This window comes from Micromonospora sp. NPDC049060, assembly GCF_040649055.1.
GTDB classification, from domain to species: domain Bacteria; phylum Actinomycetota; class Actinomycetes; order Mycobacteriales; family Micromonosporaceae; genus Micromonospora; species Micromonospora reichwaldensis.
The window spans coordinates 1-24755 of sequence record NZ_JBEZEV010000094.1 but is presented as its reverse complement, the minus strand read 5'-3'; the positions used below and the strand labels follow the sequence as shown (position 1 = coordinate 24755).

The following is a 24755-nucleotide window of genomic DNA, read 5'->3' as shown; positions in this document are numbered from 1 at the left end:
TAGGGTGCACGACGTGCCGGATCATGCCGAACCGCCCCACGCCTCGCGCGGCGCCCGCGCCCCCCGCCGCCCCGGGCCCGCCCCCCCGCCCGCGGGGGCCGGGGGGCCGCGGCCCGCCGGCCGCCGAGGGCCGTCTGCGCTCCGGTGCTCAGAGGCTGCCGCGGAAGGTGTCGCAGGACTTCGGGTCGCCGGTGTCGTAGCCCCGGGTGAACCACTCCTTGCGCTGGGCGGAGGAGCCGTGGGTGAACTCGTCCGGGTTCACCGGCCGGTTGGCCCGCTTGGAGATGGCGTCATCGCCGATCTTCTCGGCGGCGTCGACGGCCTGCTGGATGTCCTGCTCGCTGATGCTGGTGAAGATCTTCTGGCCGCTCGCGTCGGCGGTGCCGGTCGCGTTCTTCGCCCACGCGCCGGCGTAGCAGTCGGCCTGCAGCTCCAGCTTCACCGAGAGCTGGTTGGCGTTGTCCGGGTCGCGCTGCTGCTGGCGGCGCATCTCGGCCTCCGTGCCGAGCAGGTCCTGCACGTGGTGGCCGTACTCGTGGGCGAGCACGTACGGCTGGGCGAACTCGCCGGAGGCGCCGAGCTGCTGGGCGAGCACCTGGTAGAAGGTGAGGTCGATGTAGACCTGGTCGTCGGCGGGGCAGTAGAACGGGCCGACGCCGGAGTCGGCCTGCCCGCAGGCGGTGTTGACGCCCTGGCTGAAGAACACCGTCTTCGACGGGCGGTACTGCTCGCCGAACGCCTCGGGCAGGGCCTTCTGCCAGTACGCCTGGATGGAGTTGACGTAGAGCGTGTTGCGGCAGTCGAGCTGCTGGAGCGCGTCCTCGGCCGAGCACTTCTGCTCCAGTGACGAGTTGTCGCCCTGCGGCTCGTCGCCGCCGCTGGTGGCCGCGTTCAGGCCGAAGCCGCCGCCGACGAGCGCGACGAGCACGGCGATGACGAGGCCGACGATGCCGCCCCGACCGCCGCCGATCGGGATGGGTATGCCGCCCAGCCCGCCGCCTCCGCCGGATCCTCGCCGGTCGTCCACCTGGCTGGTGTCGACCCGCGCGTTCTCGTTCAGCTCCATGTCTACCCCGATCACCGATTTGATCCGTTTTGGTGGTTGCGGTACCGGACCGGGTCCGGACGGCGATTCGGTACCCGATGATCTTGATCGGTAATCCGGCGGGGCGATCCGGCGGCGCCCGGTACACTTGGGCCCGTGCTGCTCTGCGAAGGCTGAACCGCCCCGCGCCGACGGGCCTCGTGCCCGCCGGCGCTTTCGCGTGCCCTGAGTCAGCCCTTCCAGACCCCGAGAGCGAGTCCTCCGACATGATCACTGCCACCGGCCTGGAGCTGCGCGCCGGCGCCCGGATCCTGCTGTCCGACACCACGCTGCGGGTGCAGCCGGGTGACCGGATCGGCCTGGTCGGCCGCAACGGCGCCGGCAAGACCACCACGCTGAAGGTGCTCGCCGGCGAGGGCCAGCCGTACGCCGGTCAGCTCGATCGCCGCAGCGCCATCGGTTACCTCCCGCAGGACCCCCGCACCGGCGACCTGGAGGTCACCGGCCGCGACCGGGTGCTCTCCGCCCGGGGCCTGGACGTGCTGATGGCCCAGATGAAGGAGATCGAGGCCAAGCTCGCCGACGGCGCCGACGACCGGCTGGTCCGCCGCTACGGCGCGCTGGAGGACCAGTTCGCCTCCCTCGGCGGGTACGCGGCCGAGGCCGAGGCCGCCCGGATCTGCGCCAACCTCGGCCTGCCGGACCGGGCGCTCGCCCAGACCATCGGCACGCTCTCCGGCGGTCAGCGCCGCCGCATCGAGCTGGCCCGGATCCTGTTCCGCGACGCGGGCGAGAACGGCGGCGGCATCCTGCTGCTCGACGAGCCGACCAACCACCTCGACGCCGACTCGATCACCTGGCTGCGCAGCTTCCTCGCCAACCACAAGGGCGGCCTGATCGTGATCTCCCACGACGGCTCGCTGCTGGAGTCGGTGGTCAACAAGGTGTGGTTCCTCGACGCCACCCGCTCCGTGGTCGACGTCTACAACCTGGGCTGGAAGGCGTACCTGGAGGCCCGCGAGACCGACGAGCGGCGCCGCCGCCGGGAGCGGGCCAACGCCGAGAAGAAGGCCGGCGCGCTGATGGCGCAGGCCGACAAGATGCGGGCCAAGGCCACCAAGACCGTCGCCGCGCAGAACATGGCCCGCCGGGCCGAGAAGCTCATCTCCGGCCTGGAGGAGGTACGCGTCTCCGACCGGGTGGCGAAGGTGCGCTTCCCGAACCCGGCCCCGTGCGGCAAGACCCCGCTCACCGCGACCGGCCTGTCGAAGTCGTACGGCTCGTTGGAGATCTTTACCGACGTGAACGTGGCGGTCGACCGGGGATCCCGGGTGGCCATCCTGGGGCTCAACGGCGCCGGCAAGACCACCCTGCTGCGGATGCTCGGCGGCCTGCTGGAGCCGGACACCGGCGAGGTGCACGCCGGCCACGGCCTGCGGCTCGGCTACTACGCGCAGGAGCACGAGACGCTCGACGTGGACCGTACGGTGCTGGAGCACATGCGCAGCGCCGCCATCGAGCAGACCGACACCGACCTGCGCAAGATCCTCGGGGCGTTCCTGTTCTCCGGCGACGACGTGGACAAGCCGGCTGGGGTGCTCTCCGGCGGCGAGAAGACCCGGCTCGCGCTGGCGACCCTGGTCTGCTCCGGGGCGAACGTGCTGCTGCTCGACGAGCCGACGAACAACCTCGACCCGGTCAGCCGGGAGCAGGTGCTCGACGCCATCGCCCGCTACCCGGGGGCGATCGTGCTGGTCACCCACGACCCCGGCGCGGTCATGGCGCTGAAGCCCGACCGCGCCATCCTGCTCCCCGACGGCGACGAGGACGCCTGGAGCGACGACCTCCTCGAACTGGTCGAACTGGCCTGACTGTGAGGCTGGCCGGGTCGGCCCGAAGGTGATGGGCTGATGGCTGGTGGCAGCGGACGTGACTCTTGCCCTGACTGGCCCACCCGGCCTGACCCACCCGGCCCGCCCCGCCCCGCCCCGGCCCGGCCCCGGCCCCGGCCCGGCCCCGGCCCCGGCCCGGCCCGTTGATCATGAGGTTGTTGCCCTCCGCCCCGGCGTGTCGCGACAACAACTTCATGATCGACCAGGCGGGAGCCAGGCAGGGCGACCACGCGGGAGCCCAGGCGGGAACCGGGGGGCGACCCGGCAGGAACCGGGCGGGGCGCACCGGGTGGGGTGGCCCGGTGGGGTGGTGTGCGGTTTGCGGTGGGTGCGGGTGGGGCGTGCAGTCAGCGCAGCAGGCCGAGCAGGTGGGGCAGGACGCCCGAGGTGGCCAGGATGACCAGGCCGATGGCGATGAAGACCGCCGGGACGAGCCAGTGGCCGACGCGCCCGACGAGCCGCGTCACCCGGGGGTGCCCGCCCAGCCACGCCCCGGCGGCGCACCACAGCGCGATGAGCACCACGAAGACCAGCAGGAAGACCGCGCCGTCGGCCGGGCCGAGCGCCCGGAACACCGGCACGTAGACGGCGATGTTGTCGGCGCCGTTGGCGATCGTCACCGCGGCCACGCCGAGCGTCGAGCCGACCACCGCCGGGGCGTCGTCGGCGTCGTCACGCAGCAGCGCGCGGACACCGAGGGCGACCGGCAGCAGGCCGAGCAGCCCGGTCCACGGCTCGGGCACCACCAGCAGCCCGGCCGCGACCACCGTGCTGGCCAGCGCGAGCGCGCCGATGCCCAGGTACTGCCCGGCGACGATCTGCCAGGTGCGCGGCCGGCCGGTGGTGCGGGCGGCGACGAAGAACAGGGTCAGGACGACGATGTCGTCGATGTTGGTGGCGGCGAACACCACGGCGGCGCCGGCCGCGGTGCCCAACAGGTCGATCACGCCAGCAGGGTACGGCGCGGTCACCCGTCACCCCCGGCGCCGGGGCCGGGCGGGCCCCGGGCCGCGTCGGGAGCATCACGCTATCGGGAAGCTGACATTGCATAGCGTGTCGGTTGGCGAAGAGTTGATATCTGGCGCATGATCGTTCGAGGCGGTCTAATAGGTGGGACCGTATCCGAACCGCACAGTCTGGGACGTGAGGACACAGCATGGCAGCCACTGGCACAGCCACCAGCACTGAGAAGGGTCGCCGGATCGTCGGAGCCGAGCGTCAGACGCTCGCCAAGGACCTGGTAAAGCGGTACACCTCGGGTGAGAGCATCCGCGCGCTCGCGGCCTCGACCGGCCGTTCCTACGGGTTCATCCACCGGGTGCTCACCGAGTCCGGGGTTCAGCTGCGGCAGCGTGGCGGCGCCCGACGCCGCAAGAAGGCGTGACCCGCCCACCAGCGTCGTCCATCAGCGCCGCTCCCCGGATCGCTCGGTGACCGCCGAGACGACCGGGGTCCGGCTGGAATGCGACGGGCCGGTCGCGACGGTCACGTTGTGCCGGCCCGACGTGCTCAACGCGCAGACCCCGGCGATGTGGCGCGCGATGAGCGACTTCTCGCGGAACCTCCCCGGCGACGTCCGCGTCGTGGTCGTACGCGGCGAGGGGCGGGCGTTCTCCGCCGGCCTCGACCTGTCGGTGGCCGGTGCGTCCGGTCCGGGGTCGTTCGCCGAGCTGGCCACCCTGCCCGAGCAGGAGTGCGCCGACCGGATCGCGGAATACCAGGGCGGCTTCACCTGGCTGCACCGTCCCGACGTCGTCACCGTCGCCGCCGTGCAGGGGCACGCGATCGGCGCCGGCTTCCAGCTGGCGCTCGCCTGCGACCTGCGCGTGCTCGCCGAGGACGCGAAGCTCTCCATGGCCGAGGTGACACTCGGCCTGGTCCCGGATCTCGCCGGCACCGGCCGCCTGGTCGACCTGGTCGGCTACAGCCGTGCCCTGGAGATCTGCGCGACCGGCCGGCGGATGGACGCCGCCGAGGCGGACCGGATCGGTCTGGCCACCCTGGTGGTGCCGAACGCCGAGCTGGACGCCGCGGTGCGTGACCTGACCGCCGGGCTGCTGGCCAACGACCGCAACGCGGTGGTGGAGATCAAGGCACTGCTGGCCGGCGCGACCGGTCGGTCCGCCGCCGACCAGCAGCGGGCCGAGCGGGAGGCGCAGACCCGCCGGCTGCGTGATCTCGCCGGGCGGGGAGAGTAAGTCGTAAGGACCGTTCGGGAAGATCAGGGTTACGGTCGAGGTTGTCAGAGTCGTCGGGAGAATTGACCTGACGGTGCGGTCAGCCCGACGACCCGGAGGTGAACGTGTCCCACTCGATGTCGGGCGGCGGCATGACCGGTTGGAGCATGCTCCGGTCGATGCGCAACCGCGACGAGATCTCCACCCACCGACTCAAGCGCGGGGTGGCCCGCAGGATCGTGGCCTTCGCCGGGCCCTACCGCCGGGACATCGTCGTCTTCCTGGTCACGGTGGTGCTGGCCGCCGTCATCGGCGTCGCCACCCCGGTGCTCGCCGGCGACGTCATCGACACGATCACCCGGGGCGGCGCCGACGCCGGCAGCGCGGTGGTCCGGCTGGCCCTCGTCATCGCCGGGCTGGCGGTGTTCGACGCGCTGCTCTCCCTCGCCCAGCGGTGGTATTCGGCCCGCATCGGCGAGGGCATCATCCTCGACCTGCGCACCCGGGTCTACGACCACGTCCAGCGGATGCCGCTGCAGTTCTTCACCCGCACCCAGACCGGTGCGCTGGTCAGCCGGCTCAACAACGACGTGCTCGGCGCGCAGCGGGCGTTCACCTCGACGCTGTCCGGGGTGGTCAGCAACGTCATCCAGCTCGTGCTCACCGCCGCGGTGATGTTCACCCTCTCCTGGCAGATCACCGCGCTCTCCCTGGTGCTGCTGCCGGTCTTCATCATCCCGGCCCGCCGGGTCGGCAAGCGGCTCGCCGAGATCACCCGGGAGTCCTACAACCTCGACGCGAAGATGAACGCGACGATGACCGAGCGGTTCGGCGTCTCGGGCGCGTTGCTCGTCAAGCTCTTCGGCCAGCCCGAGGTGGAGGCGCGCCGGTTCGCCGGGCGGGCCGAGCGGGTCCGCGACATCGGCATCCAGTCCGCGATGTACTCGCGGACCTTCTTCGTGGCGATGCTGCTGGTCGCCTCGCTGGCCCAGGCGCTCACCTATGGGCTCGGTGGCTGGCTGGCGGTCACCGGCAACGTCAGCGCCGGCACCGTGGTGACCCTCGCCCTGCTGCTCACCCGCCTCTACGGCCCGCTGACCGCGCTGTCCAACGTCCGGGTCGACGTGATGAGCGCGCTGGTCTCCTTCGACCGGGTCTTCGAGGTGCTCGACCTGAAGCCGACGATCGAGGAGCGGCCCGACGCGGTGCCGGTGCCCCGGGCCAGCGGCCGGGTCGAGTTCCGCGACGTCCGGTTCCGCTACCCCAGTGCCGCCGAGATCTCGCTCGCCAGCCTGGAGGAGGTCGCCGCCCTCGACCGTACGATCAACGAGCCCGTGCTCAAGGGCGTCTCGTTCGCGGTCGAGCCGGGGCAGATGGTGGCGCTTGTCGGCCCCTCAGGGGCCGGCAAGTCGACGCTGTCCATGCTGATCTCCCGCATCTACGACGTCACCGACGGGCAGGTGCTGGTCGGCGGGGTCGACGTCCGCGACGCCACCCTCGCCTCGCTGCGCGACGAGATCGGCGTGGTCACCCAGGATTCGCACCTGTTCCACGAGACCATCGCCGAGAACCTGCGCTATGCCAAGCCGGACGCCACCGACGACGAGATCTGGGCGGCCCTGGCCGGGGCGCAGGTCGCCGACCTGGTCCGGTCGCTGCCCGAAGGGCTGGAGACCCTCGTCGGCGAGCGCGGCTACCGCTTCTCCGGCGGCGAGAAGCAGCGCATCGCCATCGCCCGGCTGCTGCTCAAGGCCCCGTCGATCGTGATCCTCGACGAGGCGACGGCGCACCTCGACTCGGAGAGCGAGGCCGCCGTGCAGCGGGCGCTGTCGGTGGCGCTGACCGGGCGTACCGCGCTGGTGATCGCGCACCGGCTCTCGACCGTCCGCGACGCCGACCAGATCCTGGTGCTCGACGACGGGCGGATCGTCGAGCGAGGGCGGCACGAGGAGTTGGTGGCCGTGGGCGGGCTCTACGCCGAGCTCTACCGCACCCAGTTCGCGGTCGCCGACTCGCCGACCCCGTACGTCGACGCGACCGGGCCCGAGCCGGTGGCCGTGCCGCCGCTGCGGCCCTACCTCGCCGACGAGGCGCTGCCGCCAGCGGCGGCCAACTGACGTTGCCGCCGGCCGCGCCAACCTGCCGGCCGCGTAATCCGCCGGCCACGGCCAACCGTCGGCGCCGCAGCCAACTGACGCGCGGCCGACCGACGTCTCAGCCGGTCGCGACCGCCGCCCGCAACTCCCCGAACGCGGCGCCGAGCGTCTCGGGGGTGAAGTGCGCGTTCAGGCCGCTGGGGTTGGGCAGCACCCAGAGCCGGGCGTCGGCCAGCCGCTGCGGCTGCGGCCCGAAGGCGGCCTTCGGCCGGGCGAACCCGATCCGGTACGCGGTGACCCCGACCACGGCCACCCACCGGGGGCGGTACCGCTCGACCTTGCCGGTGAGGATCTCCGCGCCCTCGACCAGCTCGGCCGGGGTCAGCTCGTCGGCCCGGGCGCTGGCCCGCGCGACCATGTTGCTGATGCCCAGCCCGTACCCCGGCAGCTCGTCCTGCTCGCTGGGGTGCAGCAGCCGGGGCGTGAACCCGCCCCGGTGCAGCGCTGGCCAGAACCGGTTGCCCGGCCGGGCGAAGTGCCACCCGGTCGCGGCCGACCACAGGCCCGGATTGATGCCCACGAAGAGCACGTCCAGGCCGGGGGCGATGACGTCGGGGATGGTGCGCTCCGCCGCCGCGGCGAGTTCCTCCCCCGTCGGCCGCGGATACCGCCCGGCCGCCCGCGCCACCCGCGTCCGTCGCCGGAGAGGCGATCCGGCAGGCGATCCGTCGGCGGGCGGTCCGTCGGCGGGCGCGGCCATCACAGGCTCCGCAGCACGCCGCCGTCGACCGGCACGGTGACCCCGGTCAGGTAGCTCGCGGCGGGGGAGAGCACGAACGCGGCCACCCGGCCGAACTCGTCCGGCGCGCCGATGCGGCGCAGCGGAATGGCCGCCTCGGCCTCCGCGCGGGCCCGGTCGGGGTCGCCGGTGGCGGCGAAGAGCTCCACGTTGCGGTCGGTCATGATCCGTCCGGGCAGCAGGCCGACCACCCGCACGCCCCGGGGCCCGTACTCGTCGGCGACGTCCTTGGCCATGCCCACCAGGCCGGGGCGCAGGCCGTTGGAGATGCCCAGGCCGGGCACCGGCCCGCGCGCCGAGGTCGACAGGACCAGCCCGACCGCCCCGCCCCCGTCTGCGGCCAGGTTCTCGGCGACGGTGCGGACCATCCGGACGGTGCCGAGGAAGACCGTCTCGAAGGAGCGGCGCCACTGCTCGTCGGTGATCGAGGCGGCGCTGCCCGGCGGCGGCCCGCCGACCGAGACCAGCGCCCCGTCGAGCCGTCCGAAGTGCTCCCGGGCCGCCGCCACGAGGCGCTCCGGCGTCTGGGCGTCGGCCAGGTCGGCGGTCAGCCCGACCGCATGCTCCGGCCCGCCGAGGCGGTGCGCGGCGGCGGCCACCGCGTCGGCGTCGCGGGCGGAGAGCACCACCCGGGCGCCGTCGGCGACGAGACACTGCGCGGTGGCGAAGCCCAGCCCTCGGGAGGCGCCGGTGAGTACGTACACCCGATCGGTCAGTCCGAGATCCATGCCGTCGATCCTGCCGCACCCGGCCGGATCCGCCAGCGGGGCCCTCGGGCCGGTGCGGGCCGGCCCGGCGGGCGCTCAGCGGCGGGCGGTCCGGCGGGGAACGTTTCAGCGGCGGGCGGTTCAGCGGCGGGCGGGACGCAGCAGGCGTACCCGACCGGCGAGCTGGACCGCGACGGCCCCGTCGGCGCGCCCCCACGCCGGCAGCCGACGCGGGCGCGGCGGGGTGTGCCCGTCGTAGCGTTGGGCGGCCTCGCGCGCGGCCAGTTCCTCCGCGCCGAGCGGCGGCAGTGCGCCCTGGTCGCGCAGGTCGCGGGCCAGGTCCCAGCCGTCGCGCAGCGAGCCCCCGGTCGGCCGCCCCGTCGCCCAGCGGGCGAAGGTCTCCGGCCACCGGGGAGCGAGACCGGCGGCGAGCAGCGGCCAGTGCCGGGCCACCTCCCCGGCGCGCTTGCGCAGCAGCGCGGTCCCGGCGGCGGCGAGCGCCGCCGGGTCGAAGCCCGCCGGCACCGGGCCGCCGGCGACCAGCGCCGCCACCAGCGCCGCCTGCCGCTCGGCCAGGTCGCCGCTCACGTCACCACCGGGAAGCCGGACGCGGCGGCGAGGGCGTCCAACTCGGCGCGGAGCACCGGGGCGGGCGGGTAGTGCCCGTCGCGTTCCAGCAGGAACGCCGGCGGCCGGCGGCGGGCGCACAGCTCGCGGATCAGGTCGAGCACCGCCGGGGGCACCGGATCGGTGTGCGTGTCGTGGTAGTAGCCGCCGTGCTCGGCGCCGCCCGCCACGTGCACGTAGGAGACCCGCTCCAGCGGCAGCCGGTCGAGCAGCGCCAGCGGGTCGGTGCCCCGGTTGCGGGCGTTGGCGTACACGTTGGCGACGTCCAGCAGCAGGAACGCGCCGGTGCGGTCCAGGATCTCGGTGAGGAAGTCGGCCTCGTCCAGCTCGTCGTCGGGCCAGTCGAACAGGGCCGCGATCGGTTCCAGCGCGAGCGGCACCGGCAGCGCGGCCTGCGCGCGGGCGACGTTGGCGCAGACCGCGTCGACCGCCTCCCGGCTGCGGGGCAGCGGCAGCAGGTGACCGGCCTCGACGCCGCCGGCCCGGACGAAGGCGATGTGCTCGCTGACCAGCGGCGCCCCGACCAGCTCCGCCACCGCGCCCAGGTGGGCGACGCGCGCCGGGTCGACCGGCTCCGCGCCGCCGAGGGAGAGGCGGACGCCGTGCGGTACGACCGTCACGCCGCGCTCGCGCAGCGCGGCCAGCCCGGCGGGCGGTGGCCCGGTCGCGGCGACACTCTCCGCGACCACCTCGACGAAGCGCAGCCCGGGCAGGTCGGCGACGAACCCGGCGATCTCCGGCCGCCAGCCGATGCCGACGCCGGCGGGGCCGGTCATCCGCCGCACCCGCCTCCGCCGCAACCCCCTCCGCCGCCGCACGAGCTGCCCCCGCTGCACGAGCTGCCGCCGCCGCATCCGCCGCCGGTCGAGGAGGCGCCGGAGCCGCTGATCGCCTGGCGCTGGATCTCGGCCTGGCTGGCGAAGCCGGGGTCCATGGCGTAGAGCGACGCGGTGCCGAACAGCGCGACCCCCATCGCGGCGCCCGCCGCGCCGTAGGTGGCGTAGGCGGGGGCCGAGGCGGGCGCGAGGTAGGTGTGCTGACGCCGCAGGCCGCGCAGGGCCTGAGTGGCGGCGCGGGTGCGCCACGGCACCCGGTACAGGAGGACGGCCACGACGATCAGCGGGAGCTGGCTCAGCACGAGCCAACCCACGGGACGGTCGTTGCCCAGGCCGGCGAAGATGCGCAACACGCCGACCAGCAGCAGGGCGGTGAGCAGGAACGCGCCCCGGCGCAGCGCGGCCCGGCGGGCCGGCGCGAGCGCGAGCCCGCGCTGCTCCAGACTCGTCCGGAGCTGGTCGAGCGCCCGGACCACCCACTCGTCGCGGGCCAGTTCCCGGGTGGTGGTGTTCCGGCCGGCCGCGAAGTGGATGGCCTGGTCCAGCGGCGTGATCCCGGCCGGCAGCGCACCGCCGGTGGTGAGCCGCCGGTCCGGGCGTACGCCGATGGCCCCGCTGCTGCGCAGCCCGCCGAGCGAGGCCCAGATCGCCAACTGCTGCCCGCCGTTGAGGTAGGCGACCTGCTGTGGGCCGAGCTGACCCACGTCGCCCACCTGCGGCCCGGCGAGGACCGAGAGCCGGTGGACGACCGTGCCGACGATGATCACGACGGCTGCGAGGAGATAGACCGCGAGGAAGGCGGGACCGGAGATGCCCCAGGTGTCACCAGGTGCGGCGAGGACGGTCATGTGCTGCTCCTGTCGGGCGAGGGGGATCGCGACCCAATTGTGGAGCAGGCCCGCCAGGGCGGATCCACCGCGTGGACCGAGTTACCGGACCGATACGCAGTGGCGCGGGGGCGGCCGGTCAGCGGCGGCGGACGGCCTCCTCGACCAGGTCGAGCACCGGGCCGAGGTCGCCGGCGGGGCGGCCCATCGCCAGGTGCAGCACCAGGCCGTCGTAGGCGAGTTCGAGGAACTGGGCCAGCACGTCGATCGGCATGTCCTCGCGGAGCACGCCCGCCTCCCGCTGCCGGGCCAGCCGGTCGCGGGTCGCCTCGGCGATCGCCGCCGACCGTTCCGCCCACCGCCTGGCGAACGCCGGGTCGGTCCGGAGCCGCCGGGACACCTCCAGTTGGCTGCCCAGCCAGCCGGTGGTGTCGGGGGAGACCGCACCGGCCAGGAGGTCCCGCATGACCTGGACCAGGCCGTTGCGGGCGACCGTCTCCACCATGGCCGCGGCGTCGTCCTCGGCCACCGCCAGGAAGAGCGAGTCCTTGTCGCGGAAGTGGTGGAAGATCGCGCCCCGGGACAGCCGGGTGGCCTCCTCCAGCCTGCGGACGGTGGCGCCCTCGTAGCCGTGCCGGGCGAAACAGGCCCGCGCGGCGGCGAGGATCTCCTGCCGGCGCGCGTCGAGCTGGTCCTGACTTACTCTGGGCACGGGTCGATGGTGACAGCTCGCCCTCCGCCATGCAAACCGTACGTACGGCTTGGTTTGGCCGCGCGCATGATCATCCAAGGTCGGCGCGTCGGTTTAGGATCGGCCGGTGATGCCACTTCCCACCGCCGTCGCGGTCCCCGCCGCACCGCTGACCGTCGCGGCCGTGCAGGCCGAGCCCGTCCCCGGCGACGTGGCCGGCAACGCGGCGAGCGCCGCCCGGCTGGTCCGACAGGCCACGGAGCGGGGCGCCCGGGTGACCGTGCTGCCAGAGCTCTTCCTGCCCGCGTACCACCTGCCGACGCTCGCGGCCGATCCGGCCGGCACCGACGTCGCGGCCGACGCGGCGGCCGGGGTGGACGACCCCCGGCTGGACCCGCTGCGCGAGGCGGCCCGCGACGGCGACGCCGCCGTGGTGGTCGGCGCCGCCGTCCGGCACCCGGACGGCCGGCGGACGATCTCCGCCCTGCTGGTCGACCGCGCTGGCGAGGTCCACGTCGGCTACGACAAGCAGCAGTTGTGGAGTGGTGAGCGGGAACTGTTCGTCGCCGGTGACCGGGGTGCCACCCTGCTCGTCGACGACTGGCGGCTCGGGCTCGGCATCTGCTACGACGGCTGCTTCCCCGAGCACGGCCGGGCCGCGGCGGCCGACGGGGCGCACGGCTACCTCTGCCCGAGCGGCTACCTGGCCGGCTCCGAGCACCGCCGCGACCTCTACTACGCGGCACGTGCGCTGGACAACACGATGTACGTGGTGTTCGCCAACCTCGTCGGCGGCGCCGACCCGTGGCGGTTCAACGGCGGCGCGGCGGTCTACGACCCGGAGGGCCGGCCGCTGGCCCGGGGCGCGGACACCGGCGAGGCCGTACTGGTCGTCGCGCTCGCCCCGGAGGCCCTCGCCGTGACCCGGGCGGCCCACTGCATGCTGCTCGACCGCCTGCCCCACCAGGGCGGCGCCCGCTCGGCGCTGTCGGCCTGACGGGCGCGGGAGGAGCCGGCACTGTCGCCGGGCGGTCGTGCTCCCGTAGGGTGCCCGAGTGCCGCTGCTCCTGCTGGACCTGGACAACACGCTGCTCGACAGGGCCGGTCCGTTCCGCGCCTGGGGGGAGCGTTTCCTGGCCGGTGTCGGCGCGCCGCCGACCGACATCGACTGGCTGCTGTCCATCGACGCCGACGGGCTGACCGACCGGTGGGACGTGGCCGACGCCGTGCGTGACCGCTACGGGCTGCGGATCCCGTCCATCGACCTGGTCGAGGAGCTGCACGACGGCGTGGTGGCCAACATCCGGCTCGATCCGCTTGTCGCCTGCGCGCTGCGGATCGCCGACGAGGCCGGCTGGACGCCCGTGGTGGTCAGCAACGGCGGGGTACGCCAGCAGGAGGCCATGATCCGGCGTACCGGGCTGGACCGCTTCGTCGCCGACTGGGTCATCTCCGAGGAGGTCGGCGTCAGCAAGCCCAACCCGAGGATCTTCGCGCTGGCCGCCCGGCGGGTACGGCTGCCCCTGCGCGGCGCCTGGGTGGTCGGCGACGGGCCGGAGGCGGACATCGGGGGCGCCGCCGCCGTGGGCCTGCCCAGCGTCTGGCTGCACCGGGGGCGGAGCTGGGTCGACGACCGGTTCGCCCCCACCCGCACGGCGGACGGTCTGATCGCCGCCGTCGCGACGGTGCTCGCCGCCTGACGGGGCGCCGGGCCGGGGCTGGCGTAATTCGGTTGACCGGGGCGGCGTCGGACCGCGAGCATGGTCGGCGCATCGTGCAACCGGGTCCGCGCCCGGTCGAGGAGAGGGGGTCGGTCATGGCCGTCTTCGCAGGTCACTACCACCTGCCCCCATCAGCCTCGAGTAAGGGATCACCACCGCAGTGCGCGATCACGACCTTCCGGCGCGCGAGCGCCGTACCCGCGGCAAGCGCCGCTTCGACGACGACGAACAGCTCTTCCTGAAGCGCGGCCGGGCCGCTGAGCCCGCCCTCGCCGACCCCGACGCCGAGCCCGACCCCGACACGGGGGAGCGCTGGTCGTCCTGGGACGACGCCGTGCACGGCCCGCAGCCCCACCCCGAGTGGCTGGTCACCGAACTGGCCGCCAAGGACACCGAACTCGGGATGCTCAAGACCGGCAAGGAGGCGGACGTCCACCTGGTCCGCCGGGCGGTACCCGGCACCGACCGGTCCTGCCTGCTGGCGGCCAAGCGCTACCGGGACCCCCAGCACCGCCTCTTCCACCGCGACGCCGGTTACCTGGAGGGCCGGCGGGTCCGCCGGTCCAGGGAGAACCGGGCGATGGCCGGCCGTACCGCCTTCGGCCGGCAGATGATCGCCGGGCAGTGGGCGGCGGCCGAGTTCGCCGCGCTCGCCCGGCTCTGGGAGGTCGGCGCCCGCCACGGCACGATCACCGTCCCCTACCCGGTGCAGCTGCGCGGTACGGAGCTGATGCTGGAGTTCCTCGGCGACCAGGAGGAGGGGCTGGCCGCGCCCCGGCTGGCCCAGCTGCGGCCGGAGGCGGGGGAGCTGCGCGAGCTGTGGGGGCAGCTCGTCGACGCCCTCGTGGTGCTCGCCCGCGCCGGCCTCGCGCACGGTGACCTGTCGCCGTACAACCTGCTGGTGCACGCGGGGCGGCTGGTGCTCATCGACCTGCCGCAGGTGGTCGACGTGGTGGCCAACCCGCAGGGGCCGGAGTTCCTGGCCCGCGACGTGCGGGTGGTCGCCACCTGGTTCGCGGCCCGGGGCCTGCCCGAGGCGGACGCCGACCCGGCCGCGCTGAGCGCGCTGCTGCTGCGGGAGGCGGGGATCCGCTGACCGCGACGTCCCGGGTGGCCAGGCACCGGCCGCCCGGGACCCGGGTCACTGGAGGTAGCGCTCGACCGCCGGCTTGGGGCGCGTCCCCTGGGCGTCCGGGTCGCCGTGGGTCTCCCGGGCGGCCCGTCGCCGACGCAGCAGGTCCCAGCACTGGTCGAGGGACTCCTCCAGCTCGCGCAGCCGGGTGCGGGCGTCGTCGTCCGTGCCCGACTCGCCGGCCTGCGCGTCGGCGCGCAACCGGTGCTCCTCGTCGACCAGTTCCGAGATCCGGTTGAGGATCGTCTTGTCGTCCATGCCCTGAGCCTGGCACAGGCCGCGCGGGCGCGCCCGGGTTCCACCGCCGCCCGCCCCCGCCGCTGCGGTAGGTTGCCCAGCCATGGTTCCCACCGTCCGGGCCACCGGCCCCGCCGACCTGGCGCCGGTCGCCGACCTGCTCCGCGCCGCCCGGCCCCACCTGGTGGTCACGCCGGAGCTGCTCGCCTGGCAGGCGACCGGCAAGCCGGCCGAGCGCTTCGGGATGCTCGTCGCCGAGGCGGGCGACGGGATCGCCGGCGTCGCCCGGACGGGGCTGCTGCACGAGAGCGCCGAGCCGGGGCTCGGCTTCGTCAACCTGGTCGTGCACCCCGAGGGGCGGGGGCGGGGCGTCGGGTCGGCGCTGCTCGCCGCCGCCGAGGAACGGCTCGCCGGGCTGGGGGTGCGCCGGGCGTACGCGCGGGTCGTCGACGAGCCGGCGCCGCTCGCCTTCGCCGAGCGGCGCGGCTACCGGGCCGGCCGGCGCAGCGTGATCCTGGGCCTGGACCTGGCGGCGGCGCTGCCGGCCGCGCCCGACCCGCCGGCCGGGGTGCGGCTGGGTACGGCCGCGGAGCTGGTCGACCCGCGCCCGTTGTACGAGGCGGACCTGGCCGCCGCCGCGGACGAGCCGGGCGACGTCGGGATGGACGAGATCGGCTTCTCCGACTGGCGGGCCGCGTACTGGGACCGGCCGGACCTGGACCGGGCGCTGAGCACGGTGGCGACGGCCGACGGCGTGGTGGTGGCGTTCAGCCTCGCGCTGACCGACGGCCGGGACCGCTACCTGTCGGGAATGACGGGTACCCGCAGCGGGTGGCGGGGTCTGGGCCTCGCCCGGTCGGTCAAGCACGCGTCGCTGCGGGCGGCCCGGTCGGCGGGCTTCCGGTGGGCGTCCACGATCAACGACGCCGGCAACGACGCGATGCGGGCGGTCAACGCGTGGTTCGGGTACCGGCCGGTGGCCGCCGAGTGGCGCCACCTGCGCACCCTTCCGAAGTGACGCCCGACACGAAATCCTTCATGGACGAGCATTCCCATGAGCAAAATTCTCATTCGACGGCTAGCGGAGTCTCGACGGGTGATGGCATGCTTCCCGAATCGTGACGCAAGGCAGCCGTTCGCATGACGGTCCGTCACAACGGAGCGTGACCGACGGGAGGAGCCACGGGTGCGGGATGCCATTGCTGAACGGGGTGCCGACGACTCACGAGGTCGCCCGGCGCGATCCGCGCCACTGTGGAGGATGCTGCCGGGCCTGCTGCGTGACCCGCTGGGCCAGCTCGTCGCGATGGCGGACGCCGCCCCGGGCGAGGTCCTGCGGCTCAACCTCGGGACGATCCGCCCCTACCTGGTCACCGAGCCCGCCCACGTGCAGCACGTGCTGCGGGACAACGCGACCAACTACACCCGCGGCGGCCAGAGCATGCTGTGGCGGCCGGTACGACGGCTCACCGGCGACGGCATCATGTCCGACGGACCGGAGTGGCAGGCCAGCCGCGGGCGAATGCAGCCGCACTTCACCGCCAAGCGCATCGACTCCCTGGTGGACTCCATGAGCCAGGCCGTCAGCGAGGCCGTCGACGAGTTCGCCGAGCCGGCCCGCACCGGCCGGTGGCTGGACGCCGGCGCCGAGCTGGGCCGGGTCATCTGCCGGGCGATCAGCAGCGTCTTCTTCGCCGACCGGGTGAGCCTCGCCGACCAGCTGCGGATCGTGGCCGCCCAGGACACCATCGTGACGGCGCTGCGGGCCCGACTGCTCCTGCCCTTCGTGCCCGACGCCGTACCGGTGCCGGGCGACCGCGCCCTGCGCCGCGCCATCGGCGTCGTCGACGACATCATGCTGCCCCTGGTGCGGGCCGAGCGGACCCACCCGCGCGACGGCGACGACCTGCTCGCCGCCCTGGCCAACGCCCGCGACGACGACGGCCGCCCGCTCGGGGAGCAACGGGTCCGCGACGACGTGGTGTCCATGTTCGCCACCGCGACGGAGACGACGTACGCCGTACTGACCTGGCTGTGGCCGATCCTGGACGCCAACCCGGAGGTGGCCGGCCGGCTCTACGCCGAGCTGGACGAGGTGGTGGGCGCGGACCGGGTGATCAGCCGGGAGCAGCTGCTCGCCCTCACCTACACCCGGTCGGTGGTCGACGAGCTGCTGCGCATGTACCCCGCCGGGTGGCTGGTGCCCCGCACGGCCGTGGCGGACGACGTCATCGGCGGCACCAGGATCAGAGCCGGCAGCATCGTCGCCGTCAGCTCCTACGTCACCCAACGGCTGGCCCGGTACTGGGACCGCCCGGACACCTTCGATCCCGACCGGTTCCGGGGCGACCAGCCGCGGCGCGAGCACCGGTACGCGTACTTCCCGTTCGGCGGCGGCCCGCACCAGTGCCTCGGCATGTACCTGTTCAACCTGGAGGCTCCGCTGGTGGTCGCGACGATCCTCAGCCGGTACCGCTTCCGGCTGCGCGACGCCGGGATGCCGCCCAAGCAGCTGGCCGCGACCCTGCGTCCGGGCCGGCCGGTGGTCATGGCGCTGACCCCGGTCCACGAGCGGAGGCCGGCGTGACCGCGGTGACGCCCGACCGGTCGCGCGACGCGACGCCGGGCGGGCGCGACGAGATGCGGGACGCGCAGGAACAGGGCCGGATCTGTGGCCTGGCGGTACGCGGCCAACGCGACCTCCAGGCGTCGGCCGCGGCGCACCCCGAGCTGTTTCCCGCCGACCCGTTCGACACCATGCTGTTCGCCAACATCTCGCTGGCCATCGCCTTCGGCGCCCCGTGGTGCACGGCCGGGCAACTGCGCGCCGCGAACCGGACCGTGCTGTGGGGCTTCGCCCTCGACTGGCTGATCGACCACCGGGCGCGCTCCCGCGACGAGGTCGACGGCCTCGTCGCGCGCTGCCTCGCGGTGGCCGCCGGCGAGCCGCCCGCCGCCGACGACCACCTCGGCGGCTACCTGGCCGCGCTCCAGGACGAGCTGGCGACGTCCGACGCCTTCGCGGCGCACCGTCCGCTGTGGCGGGACCGGGTGGACGCGACGGTGCGGGCGATGGCCCGCGAGTGGGAGTGGAAGGCGGCATGGCGGCCGGGGGACCGGTCGTCCCTGCCGAGCCTCGACGCGTACCTCGACAACGCCGACAACCACGCCTGCACGATCGTCAACGTCGCGCACTGGCTCTACACCGGCGACGCGGCCACCCTGGCCCGGCTGGACGAGCTGGTCGCGGTAAGCGACCAGGTGCAGCGCGCCCTGCGCCTCGTCAACGACCTCGGCACCTACGAGCGCGACCTGCGCTGGGGCGACCTGAACGCGCTGCTGCTGGTGGAGGACCGCGCCGAGGTGGAGCAGCGGCTCGCCGCGCTGGTGGACACCTGCCGCCGGATGCTGGTCCCGCTCCGGGAGACCTGCCCGCGCGAGGCGGACTACCTGGCCCGGCAGGTCGGCTTCAGCAGCGGCTTCTACCAGCTGGCCGACTTCTGGGGCATGTCGTGACGGCGGCTCCGGTCGCCGTCCGAGACGTGGGGGGCGCCGCGCTCGCCGTCGCCGGCCGTGAACTGGTGGCGGCGATGCTGGCCGCCCCCGACGGCACGGTCTCGCCCTCGGTCTACGAGACCGGTCGGCTGGTCAGCGACGCCCCCTGGCTGCCGGGGCACGCCGAGCGGCTGCGTCACCTGCTGGCCGCCCAGCGCGCCGACGGCGGGTGGGGGGCGCCGGGCGCGTACGGCCTCGTGCCGACCCTGAGCGCGGTGGAGGCGCTGCTGAGCGCACTGCGCACGCCGGGGCGCGTCAGCCCACGGGAGGCGCACCGGCTCTCGACGGCCGTGGACCGGGGCGTCGCGGTGCTGCGGGACCGGCTGCTGGTCGCCGCCGAGCCCGTGCCGGACATGCCGGGCGTCGACCTGATCGTGCCCGCCCTGATCGACCGCATCGACGCGCTTCTCGACGGCGCGGTGGCCCCCGGGCGGCCGGTGCCCGCGCTGCCGATGCCGCACGGCATGACCCGGCACCGGGCCGAGGCGGTCGGGCGGCTCCTCGCCGCGGGCGGGCCCGTACCGGAGAAGCTGTGGCACGCCTTCGAGGTGCTCGACGAGCGGGCGCGGGTGGGCCTGCCGGCCCGGCCCGTGTCCGGCGCCGTCGGGGCCTCGCCCGCCGCCACCGCGGCCTGGCTGGGTGATCCCGCCCGTCCCGGCGCGGACCGGAGCGCGCTGGAGTACCTCACCGGGGCCGTGGCGCGGGGTGGCGGGCCCGTGCCGTGCACGACACCCATCGCCGTGTTCGAGCGGGCCTGGGTGCTCAGCGGGCTGGCCCGGGTCGGCGCGGCGGCGGACGTCCCCGCCGAGCTGACCGGCAGCCTGGCCGCCGCGCTCGGACCGACCGGCGCGGCCACCTCGCCCGGCCTCCCGACGGACGCCGACACCACCGCCGTCACCCTCTTCGCGCTGGCCCGGCTCGGCCGCCCGGTGACGCCCGACAGCCTCCTGGCGTACGACACGGGCACGCACTTCTGCACCTGGCAGGGCGAGGACGGCGCGTCGGTCACCACGAACGCCCACGTTCTGGAGGCGCTCGGCTGGCATGCCCGGCACCGTCCGGGCCGCCCGTACGCCGACGTGGCGCGGCGGGTCGCCGGCTGGCTGGTGGACGGTCAGCTCGCCGACGGCAGCTGGACGGACCGCTGGCACGCCTCGCCGTACTACGCGACGGCCAGTGTCGCGGCGAGCCTCGCCGAGTACGCGCCCGACACCACAGGCGGCCGGCTCGACCGGGCGGCCGACTGGGTGCGCGACACCCAGCGCGACGACGGCTCGTGGGGGCTGTGGACGGGCACGCCGGAGGAGACCGCGTACGCCCTCCAGGTGCTGCTCGGCACGGGGCGACCGCCCCGGCCGGGCCTCGCCACCGCCGTGCGCCGCGCGCTGGCCTACCTCGACGACCACCGCGACGAAGACGGTGACGGCGTTCCACTGTGGCATGACAAGGATCTCTACCACCCGGTGCTCATCGTGCGGGCCGCCGTGCTCGCGGCGCGGCACCTGGCCCGGCTGACCGGCCACGCAGGACGGTGAGCCCTGCGACCCGGTGCCCGCGATGACGCACCGGTCATGATCAGCACTGCTTGAGTGATCGTCGGGACACTGCTACCGTGCGCCGGGTCGGTCGAAGCGCCATGCGGAAACCGCCGATCGGATGAATCAGGCTCCCCGCCAGGGATGGTTTTAAATGGGTTCCCGCAGCTCCAATCTGCGCCGGAAAGTCGTGGCTCTGCTGGCCTCACTCGTTGCGCTGTGGGCGTTCGCCGCGTGGGTGACCCTCCGGGAGGGCGTCGGTCTCCTCTGGGTGCAGGTGCTCGACGCCCAGGTCGCCCAGCCGGGTGAGCCGCTGGTGCTGGAGTTGCAGGCGGAACGCCGGGCGTCCGCCGCGTACCTGGGCGGTTCGGGCGCGGCCGAGCGGGAGCAGCTCGACGCGCAGTGGCGGCGGACCGAGGGCGTCGCCGACGACTTCCGCAAGTCCGTCAGCAGCTGGCGGGTGGACCTGGCGGCCGACGAGAGCCAGCGGCAGATCGACACGGTCGTCAGCGGGCTGGACCGGCTCGCCGCCGTACGCGAGTCCATCCGCGACCGCCAGGTGGACCGCGCCGCCGCCACCCGCGAGTACACCGAGCTCATCGACTCGGTGCTGCGGATGTACGGGTCGCTGGGCAACCTGGACGACGAGCAGTTCACGCGGGAGACCGCGGCGCTGATCCAGCTCGTCCGGATCCGTGAACTCATGTCGCAGGAGGACGCCCTCGTCACCGGCGCCCTGGCCGCCGGCCGGATGACGCCCGAGGAGACCGCCGCCTTCGCCCGCGCCACCGGCGCCCAGCGCTACCTGGACAGCCAGGTCCGTACCGACCTGTCGAGCGGCGACCGGGCCCGTTACGAGGCACTGGTCGGCGGCGAGGCGTACACCGCGTTCCGGTCCCTGGAGGACCGCGTCGTGCAGGGACGGGCGGGCGGCGCGCCACCCGTGTCGGCGGCTGAGTGGCGCGCGGCGGCCGACGTGGTGGTCGGCGAGCAGCAGCGCTTCATCATCGAGGCCGGTGACGCGCTCGTCGAGCGGGCCGCGCCGATCGCCGTCGGCGTCGTCCTGCGGCTGGTGCTGGCCGCCGGTCTGGGCCTGCTCGCCGTCGTCGCCTCGATCGTCGTGTCGATCACCACCGCGCGGGCCCTGGTGCAGCAGTTGGAGCGGCTGCGCGAGGCCGCCATCCGGCTGGCCAACGAGCGGCTGCCCAGCGTCGTCGAGCGGCTCGGCCACGGCGAGGAGGTCGACATCGCCAAGGAGGCGCCTCCGCTCGAGTTCGGCGACGACGAGATCGGCCAGGTGGGCAAGGCGTTCAACGCCGTGCAGGAGACCGCCATCCGCACCGCCGTCGAGCAGGCCGACCTGCGCCGCAACGTGCGCGAGGTCTTCCTCAGCCTGGCCCGGCGCACCCAGGCGCTGGTGCACCGCCAGCTCACCCTGCTCGACGCGATGGAGCGTCGCGAGCACGACGCCGAGGAGCTGGAGGACCTGTTCCGGGTCGACCACCTCGCCACCCGGATGCGGCGCAACGCGGAGAACCTCATCGTGCTCTCCGGCTCCACCCCGGGCCGCGCCTGGCGGCGCAACGTGCCGATGGTCGACGTCGTCCGGGGCGCGGTCGCCGAGGTCGAGGACTACACCCGGGTCAACGTGCTGCCCCTCGGCGCGGTCTCGCTCACCGGCCGCGCGGTCGGCGACGTCATCCACCTGCTCGCCGAGCTGATCGAGAACGGGCTGTCGTTCTCCCCGCCGCACACCTCGGTCGAGGTGCGCGGGCAGCAGGTGGCCAACGGCTTCGCCATCGAGATCGAGGACCGCGGCCTGGGCATGAGCGAGGAGGACCTGGCCGCCGCGAACCACCGGATCGTCGACCAGTCCGAGCTGAACCTGGCCAACGCCTCCCGCCTCGGGCTCTACGTGGTCAGCCGGCTGACCGAGCGGCACGGCGTGCGGGTGCAGCTCAAGGAGTCCGCGTACGGCGGCACCACGGCCGTCGTGCTGATCCCGGCCGAGCTGGTCACCGCCGACGACGAGGACCCGAGCACCTCCGGCGGGTTCCCGGCCGGCCTGCCCGCAGGCGTCCCGGTGGCCGGCGCGTCCGGCCAGGCGCCGCCCGCCGCCGAGCCGCCGCTCGCCACCGCGCCGGTGGCCCTGGCCGAGCCGATCGCGCCCCGCCCCCGCCCGGCGCCGGACGCCGAGGCCCCCGCCACGGGCGACGCCGACGGTGGCGTCCTGCCGACCCGGTCGCGCGGCCGGAGCCTGCCGGCGACGGGCCCGGCCCTCGACGCGCGGCTGCCCGTGCGCGCCCGTGGCGGCTCCGAGCAGTACGCCCTGGACGGCCCGACCTTCCCGACCGGCCTGCCGGTGGCCGCCCGGCCCGCGCTCGCGGAGGCGCCCGACACGACGGGGACCCCCGCACCGGAGGCGGACACCGGCTCCACGACGACCGGCGGTCCGGCGCCGACGGCCCGCCAGGTGACGGCGCGTACCGACTCGGGCCTGCCGGTCCGGGTCCGGCAGGCCAGCATCGTGCCGGAACTCCGCGACGATCCGGCCGCCGGCGGGGACGACGACGGTGACGAGGACATGGCGCGCCCGCCGGAGCAGGTACGCCGAATGATGAGCTCCTACCAGACCGGCACCCGGCGGGGCCGTACCGACGCCGCCCGGCTGCTCGGTGGAGCGGGCGACAGCCGAACCGAGGCCGGCGAGGAACCCGACGCCGGCGACGACCTGCAAGCGACCTGACCGGTGCCGTCGCGGTGCGGGGGATCCCCGCACCGCAGCGTTCAGCCGAGACGAGCACGGCGACAACAGCCGGGGGAGAAGAGGACGACGAGTGGCGCAGAAGACGGCTTCGAGTGCCGACCTGACGTGGTTGCTGGATGATCTGGTCGGCCGGGTGAAGCAGGCCGACCACGCGGTCGCGCTCTCGACGGACGGCCTGTTGATGGCCGCCTCGCGAGGGCTGGGCCGGGACGACGCCGAGCACCTGGCGGCCATGGCGGCCGGCATCCAGAGCCTGGCCCGGGGCGCGGGCAAGCGCTTCGGCGGCGGGCAGGTGCAGCAGACGATCATCGAGATGCAGTCGTCGTTCCTGTTCGTCACAGCGGCCGGGCGCAACGCCTGCCTGGCCGTACTCGCCAGCGAGGACGCCGACGTCGGCCTGATCGCCTACGAGATGGCGATGCTGGTCACCCGCGTCGGCAAGTACGTGGCGTCGCCCTCGCGGACCGGCGAGCAGCAGACCGGCGAGAAGTAGCCGCGATGACGGTGCAGGGGGAGTCCTCGGAGCACCAGTGGGTCGACGACCATGCCGGCCCGGTCGTGCGCCCGTACGCGATGACGCGCGGCCGGGCCCGGCCGGTCACCGGCACGTTCGACCTGATCTCCCTGGTGACGGCGACCCGTGCGGAAGTGATTCCGGAGGTCGGGCTGGGCCCGGAGCACCTGGCGATAGTCGGGCTCTGCCAGCGGATCCAGTCCGTCGCCGAGATCGCCGCCCACCTGGACCTGCCGGTGGGCACCATCCGGGTCCTGCTCGGTGACCTCGCGGCCCGCAGCCTGGTGCAGGTACGCGAACCGCACACCACAGCCGGCCTTCCCGACAACAGCGTTTTCGAGGCGGTAATCAATGGACTACGGGCACTCTGAGCGGCCGGCGGGAGCGACGCCACTGCCCACCGCGATCAAGATCCTCGTCGCGGGTGGCTTCGGCGTGGGCAAGACCACCATGGTCGGTGCGGTCAGCGAGACGCGCCCGCTGCGTACGGAGGAGGTGTTGACCGAGTCCGGCGTCGGCATCGACGACCTCTCCGGGGTGGAGAGCAAGACGACCACCACCGTGGCGATGGACTTCGGCCGCATCACCATCAGCGACGACCTGGTGCTCTACCTCTTCGGCACCCCCGGCCAGGACCGGTTCTGGTTCGTCTGGGACGAGCTGGCGCTCGGCGCGCTGGGCGCGGTGGTGCTGGCCGACACCCGGCGGCTGGCCGACTGCTTCCCCTCCATCGACTACTTCGAGGGCAGGGGCACGCCGTTCGTGGTGGCGGTCAACTGCTTCGAGGGAAGCCGGCAGTACCGGCTCGACGAGGTGCAGGCGGCGCTCAACCTCGACCCGGGGGTGCCGGTGCTGCTCTGCGACGCGCGGCAGCGGGAGTCCAGCAAGGAGGTGCTCATCACGCTGATGGAGCACGCCATGAAGACCCGCGAGGCCCGCCGCCGCGCAGCCGCCACCGACTGACCGGGCCGCCACCACCGCCGTGTAGCAGCCGCTACGGTGCCACAGCCGCCGTCGCCGTCGCGCGGGTAGCCGCCGTTGCGGCTGCCCCGCGTCGCTGTTTGCTGCCCCGTGTTGCTGCCTGCTGCTCGCGTCGTTGCGGTGCCGGGTGTCTGCTGCGTTGCCTCCCTCGACGCGCAGAGCGGATCTTGGCGAGAAACGGCCCCTCTGGGGGCACGTCCGTACCAAGATCTCCGGCCTGCACGGGTGCAGCGCACCCGTGGGTTGGCAGCTCGCTTCCTTGGTGCCCGTGCGCGTGGGGCGGGTTGGGCGCGGGGCTTGAGTGTCGCTGGGCTGGTGCCCACTCGAGCACAGAGCACACGCACAGAGCGCCGCGACGTGCCGCACCCGCTGTGGTCGGCGAGCGGCTACGCCGACAGCGGACCCGGCCGGGCGGTGCAGCGCCACAACGTGTACGTCGGCTCGGGCGCGCCGGAGACGAACGCCACGGTGGTCGAGCCGCGCACGTACTACCCGTACACCCCGGACCCTGCCGTGGATGTGCCGGCGGGCGCCGGCCCCACCCACAGCTGACCCGCCGGCACCGAAGGCACGCGTGTAAGGAAGGGCCCCTTGTCAACGCTAAGCGTTGACAAGG

Annotated in this window: 25 protein-coding genes; 16 read left to right on the top strand and 9 right to left on the bottom strand. The window is 74.3% G+C overall.

Annotated features, from left to right (window positions below; all coding sequences use genetic code 11):
• Positions 1-148 precede the first annotated feature (148 nt).
• The gene (locus tag AB0B83_RS25625) at positions 149-1066 is read right to left on the bottom strand and encodes a neutral zinc metallopeptidase (RefSeq protein WP_357580300.1); all 918 of its coding nucleotides are present in this window, start codon (positions 1064-1066) and stop codon (positions 149-151) included.
• A 245-nt stretch (positions 1067-1311) separates the two neighbouring features.
• Here AB0B83_RS25625 and AB0B83_RS25620 point away from each other — a divergent pair, with 245 nt between their 5' ends.
• Entirely contained in the window at positions 1312-2916 is a 1605-nt protein-coding gene (locus tag AB0B83_RS25620; protein WP_357580297.1) for an ABC-F family ATP-binding cassette domain-containing protein, read from the top strand.
• 368 nt (positions 2917-3284) lie between these two features.
• Here AB0B83_RS25620 and AB0B83_RS25615 read toward each other — a convergent pair whose 3' ends face one another.
• A complete protein-coding gene (locus AB0B83_RS25615; RefSeq protein ID WP_357580296.1) occupies positions 3285-3884 on the bottom strand; it encodes a cadmium resistance transporter in 600 nt (199 codons plus the stop codon).
• A 209-nt stretch (positions 3885-4093) separates the two neighbouring features.
• On the opposite strand from AB0B83_RS25615, the gene AB0B83_RS25610 reads away from it, so the two are divergent.
• From AB0B83_RS25610 to AB0B83_RS25600, 3 genes are all read left to right on the top strand, one after another.
• Complete coding sequence (locus AB0B83_RS25610; protein ID WP_007462679.1) at positions 4094-4321, top strand: helix-turn-helix domain-containing protein; 228 nt, start codon at positions 4094-4096, stop codon at positions 4319-4321.
• A 46-nt stretch (positions 4322-4367) separates the two neighbouring features.
• Complete coding sequence (locus AB0B83_RS25605) at positions 4368-5135, top strand: enoyl-CoA hydratase/isomerase family protein (RefSeq protein ID WP_357580295.1); 768 nt, start codon at positions 4368-4370, stop codon at positions 5133-5135.
• A 116-nt stretch (positions 5136-5251) separates the two neighbouring features.
• Complete coding sequence (locus AB0B83_RS25600; protein WP_357580299.1) at positions 5252-7231, top strand: ABC transporter ATP-binding protein; 1980 nt, start codon at positions 5252-5254, stop codon at positions 7229-7231.
• Between the two features lie 97 nt (positions 7232-7328).
• On the opposite strand, the gene mug is transcribed toward AB0B83_RS25600, so the two are convergent.
• The 6 genes from mug to AB0B83_RS25570 all read right to left on the bottom strand — a co-directional run bounded on the left by mug (position 7329) and on the right by AB0B83_RS25570 (position 11718).
• Positions 7329-7898, bottom strand: coding sequence for a G/U mismatch-specific DNA glycosylase (mug, locus tag AB0B83_RS25595; RefSeq protein ID WP_357580294.1), 570 nt, complete (start codon positions 7896-7898; stop codon positions 7329-7331).
• A 71-nt stretch (positions 7899-7969) separates the two neighbouring features.
• Entirely contained in the window at positions 7970-8737 is a 768-nt protein-coding gene (locus tag AB0B83_RS25590; RefSeq protein WP_357580293.1) for an SDR family oxidoreductase, read from the bottom strand.
• A 120-nt stretch (positions 8738-8857) separates the two neighbouring features.
• A complete protein-coding gene (locus AB0B83_RS25585) occupies positions 8858-9304 on the bottom strand; it encodes a hypothetical protein (protein ID WP_357580292.1) in 447 nt (148 codons plus the stop codon).
• The gene (locus tag AB0B83_RS25580; protein WP_357580291.1) at positions 9301-10119 is read right to left on the bottom strand and encodes a DUF692 domain-containing protein; all 819 of its coding nucleotides are present in this window, start codon (positions 10117-10119) and stop codon (positions 9301-9303) included. Before AB0B83_RS25580 ends, AB0B83_RS25585 begins: the two co-directional genes overlap by 4 nt.
• Positions 10116-11027, bottom strand: coding sequence for a TIGR04222 domain-containing membrane protein (locus AB0B83_RS25575; protein ID WP_357580290.1), 912 nt, complete (start codon positions 11025-11027; stop codon positions 10116-10118). Before AB0B83_RS25575 ends, AB0B83_RS25580 begins: the two co-directional genes overlap by 4 nt.
• A 118-nt stretch (positions 11028-11145) precedes the next feature.
• Positions 11146-11718, bottom strand: coding sequence for a TetR/AcrR family transcriptional regulator (locus tag AB0B83_RS25570; protein ID WP_151457345.1), 573 nt, complete (start codon positions 11716-11718; stop codon positions 11146-11148).
• 109 nt (positions 11719-11827) lie between these two features.
• On the opposite strand from AB0B83_RS25570, the gene AB0B83_RS25565 reads away from it, so the two are divergent.
• From AB0B83_RS25565 to AB0B83_RS25555, 3 genes are all read left to right on the top strand, one after another.
• Positions 11828-12694, top strand: a complete 867-nt coding sequence (locus AB0B83_RS25565; RefSeq protein ID WP_357580289.1) for a carbon-nitrogen hydrolase family protein — start codon at positions 11828-11830, stop codon at positions 12692-12694.
• A 58-nt stretch (positions 12695-12752) separates the two neighbouring features.
• Complete coding sequence (locus AB0B83_RS25560; protein WP_357580288.1) at positions 12753-13397, top strand: HAD-IA family hydrolase; 645 nt, start codon at positions 12753-12755, stop codon at positions 13395-13397.
• 181 nt (positions 13398-13578) lie between these two features.
• Complete coding sequence (locus AB0B83_RS25555; protein WP_357580287.1) at positions 13579-14514, top strand: RIO1 family regulatory kinase/ATPase; 936 nt, start codon at positions 13579-13581, stop codon at positions 14512-14514.
• Between the two features lie 45 nt (positions 14515-14559).
• On the opposite strand, the gene AB0B83_RS25550 is transcribed toward AB0B83_RS25555, so the two are convergent.
• Positions 14560-14808, bottom strand: a complete 249-nt coding sequence (locus AB0B83_RS25550) for a DUF2630 family protein (protein ID WP_132240301.1) — start codon at positions 14806-14808, stop codon at positions 14560-14562.
• Between the two features lie 82 nt (positions 14809-14890).
• Here AB0B83_RS25550 and AB0B83_RS25545 point away from each other — a divergent pair, with 82 nt between their 5' ends.
• The 9 genes from AB0B83_RS25545 (at position 14891) to AB0B83_RS25505 (ending at position 24691) form a co-directional block, all read left to right on the top strand.
• Positions 14891-15805, top strand: coding sequence for a GNAT family N-acetyltransferase (locus AB0B83_RS25545; RefSeq protein ID WP_357580286.1), 915 nt, complete (start codon positions 14891-14893; stop codon positions 15803-15805).
• A 243-nt stretch (positions 15806-16048) separates the two neighbouring features.
• Positions 16049-17374: a cytochrome P450 gene (locus AB0B83_RS25540; RefSeq protein ID WP_357580285.1), complete on the top strand. Its 1326-nt coding sequence runs from the start codon at positions 16049-16051 to the stop codon at positions 17372-17374.
• Between the two features lie 53 nt (positions 17375-17427).
• Positions 17428-18303, top strand: a complete 876-nt coding sequence (locus tag AB0B83_RS25535) for a terpene synthase family protein (RefSeq protein ID WP_357580298.1) — start codon at positions 17428-17430, stop codon at positions 18301-18303.
• Positions 18300-19877 carry a prenyltransferase/squalene oxidase repeat-containing protein gene (locus AB0B83_RS25530; RefSeq protein WP_357580284.1) on the top strand — a complete coding sequence of 526 codons (1578 nt, stop codon included), beginning with the start codon at positions 18300-18302 and terminating at the stop codon, positions 19875-19877. The genes AB0B83_RS25535 and AB0B83_RS25530 overlap by 4 nt, the downstream gene beginning before the upstream one ends.
• Positions 19878-20031: 154 nt before the next feature.
• Entirely contained in the window at positions 20032-22623 is a 2592-nt protein-coding gene (locus AB0B83_RS25525; RefSeq protein WP_357580283.1) for a nitrate- and nitrite sensing domain-containing protein, read from the top strand.
• Between the two features lie 91 nt (positions 22624-22714).
• On the top strand, positions 22715-23137 hold the full coding sequence (locus tag AB0B83_RS25520; RefSeq protein ID WP_091629996.1) for a roadblock/LC7 domain-containing protein: 423 nt from the start codon (positions 22715-22717) through the stop codon (positions 23135-23137).
• A 5-nt stretch (positions 23138-23142) separates the two neighbouring features.
• Positions 23143-23529 carry a DUF742 domain-containing protein gene (locus tag AB0B83_RS25515; RefSeq protein ID WP_357580282.1) on the top strand — a complete coding sequence of 129 codons (387 nt, stop codon included), beginning with the start codon at positions 23143-23145 and terminating at the stop codon, positions 23527-23529.
• Positions 23510-24121, top strand: coding sequence for an ATP/GTP-binding protein (locus AB0B83_RS25510; protein WP_132240296.1), 612 nt, complete (start codon positions 23510-23512; stop codon positions 24119-24121). The genes AB0B83_RS25515 and AB0B83_RS25510 overlap by 20 nt, the downstream gene beginning before the upstream one ends.
• A 375-nt stretch (positions 24122-24496) precedes the next feature.
• On the top strand, positions 24497-24691 hold the full coding sequence (locus AB0B83_RS25505) for a hypothetical protein (RefSeq protein ID WP_357580281.1): 195 nt from the start codon (positions 24497-24499) through the stop codon (positions 24689-24691).
• Positions 24692-24755: the final 64 nt, after the last annotated feature.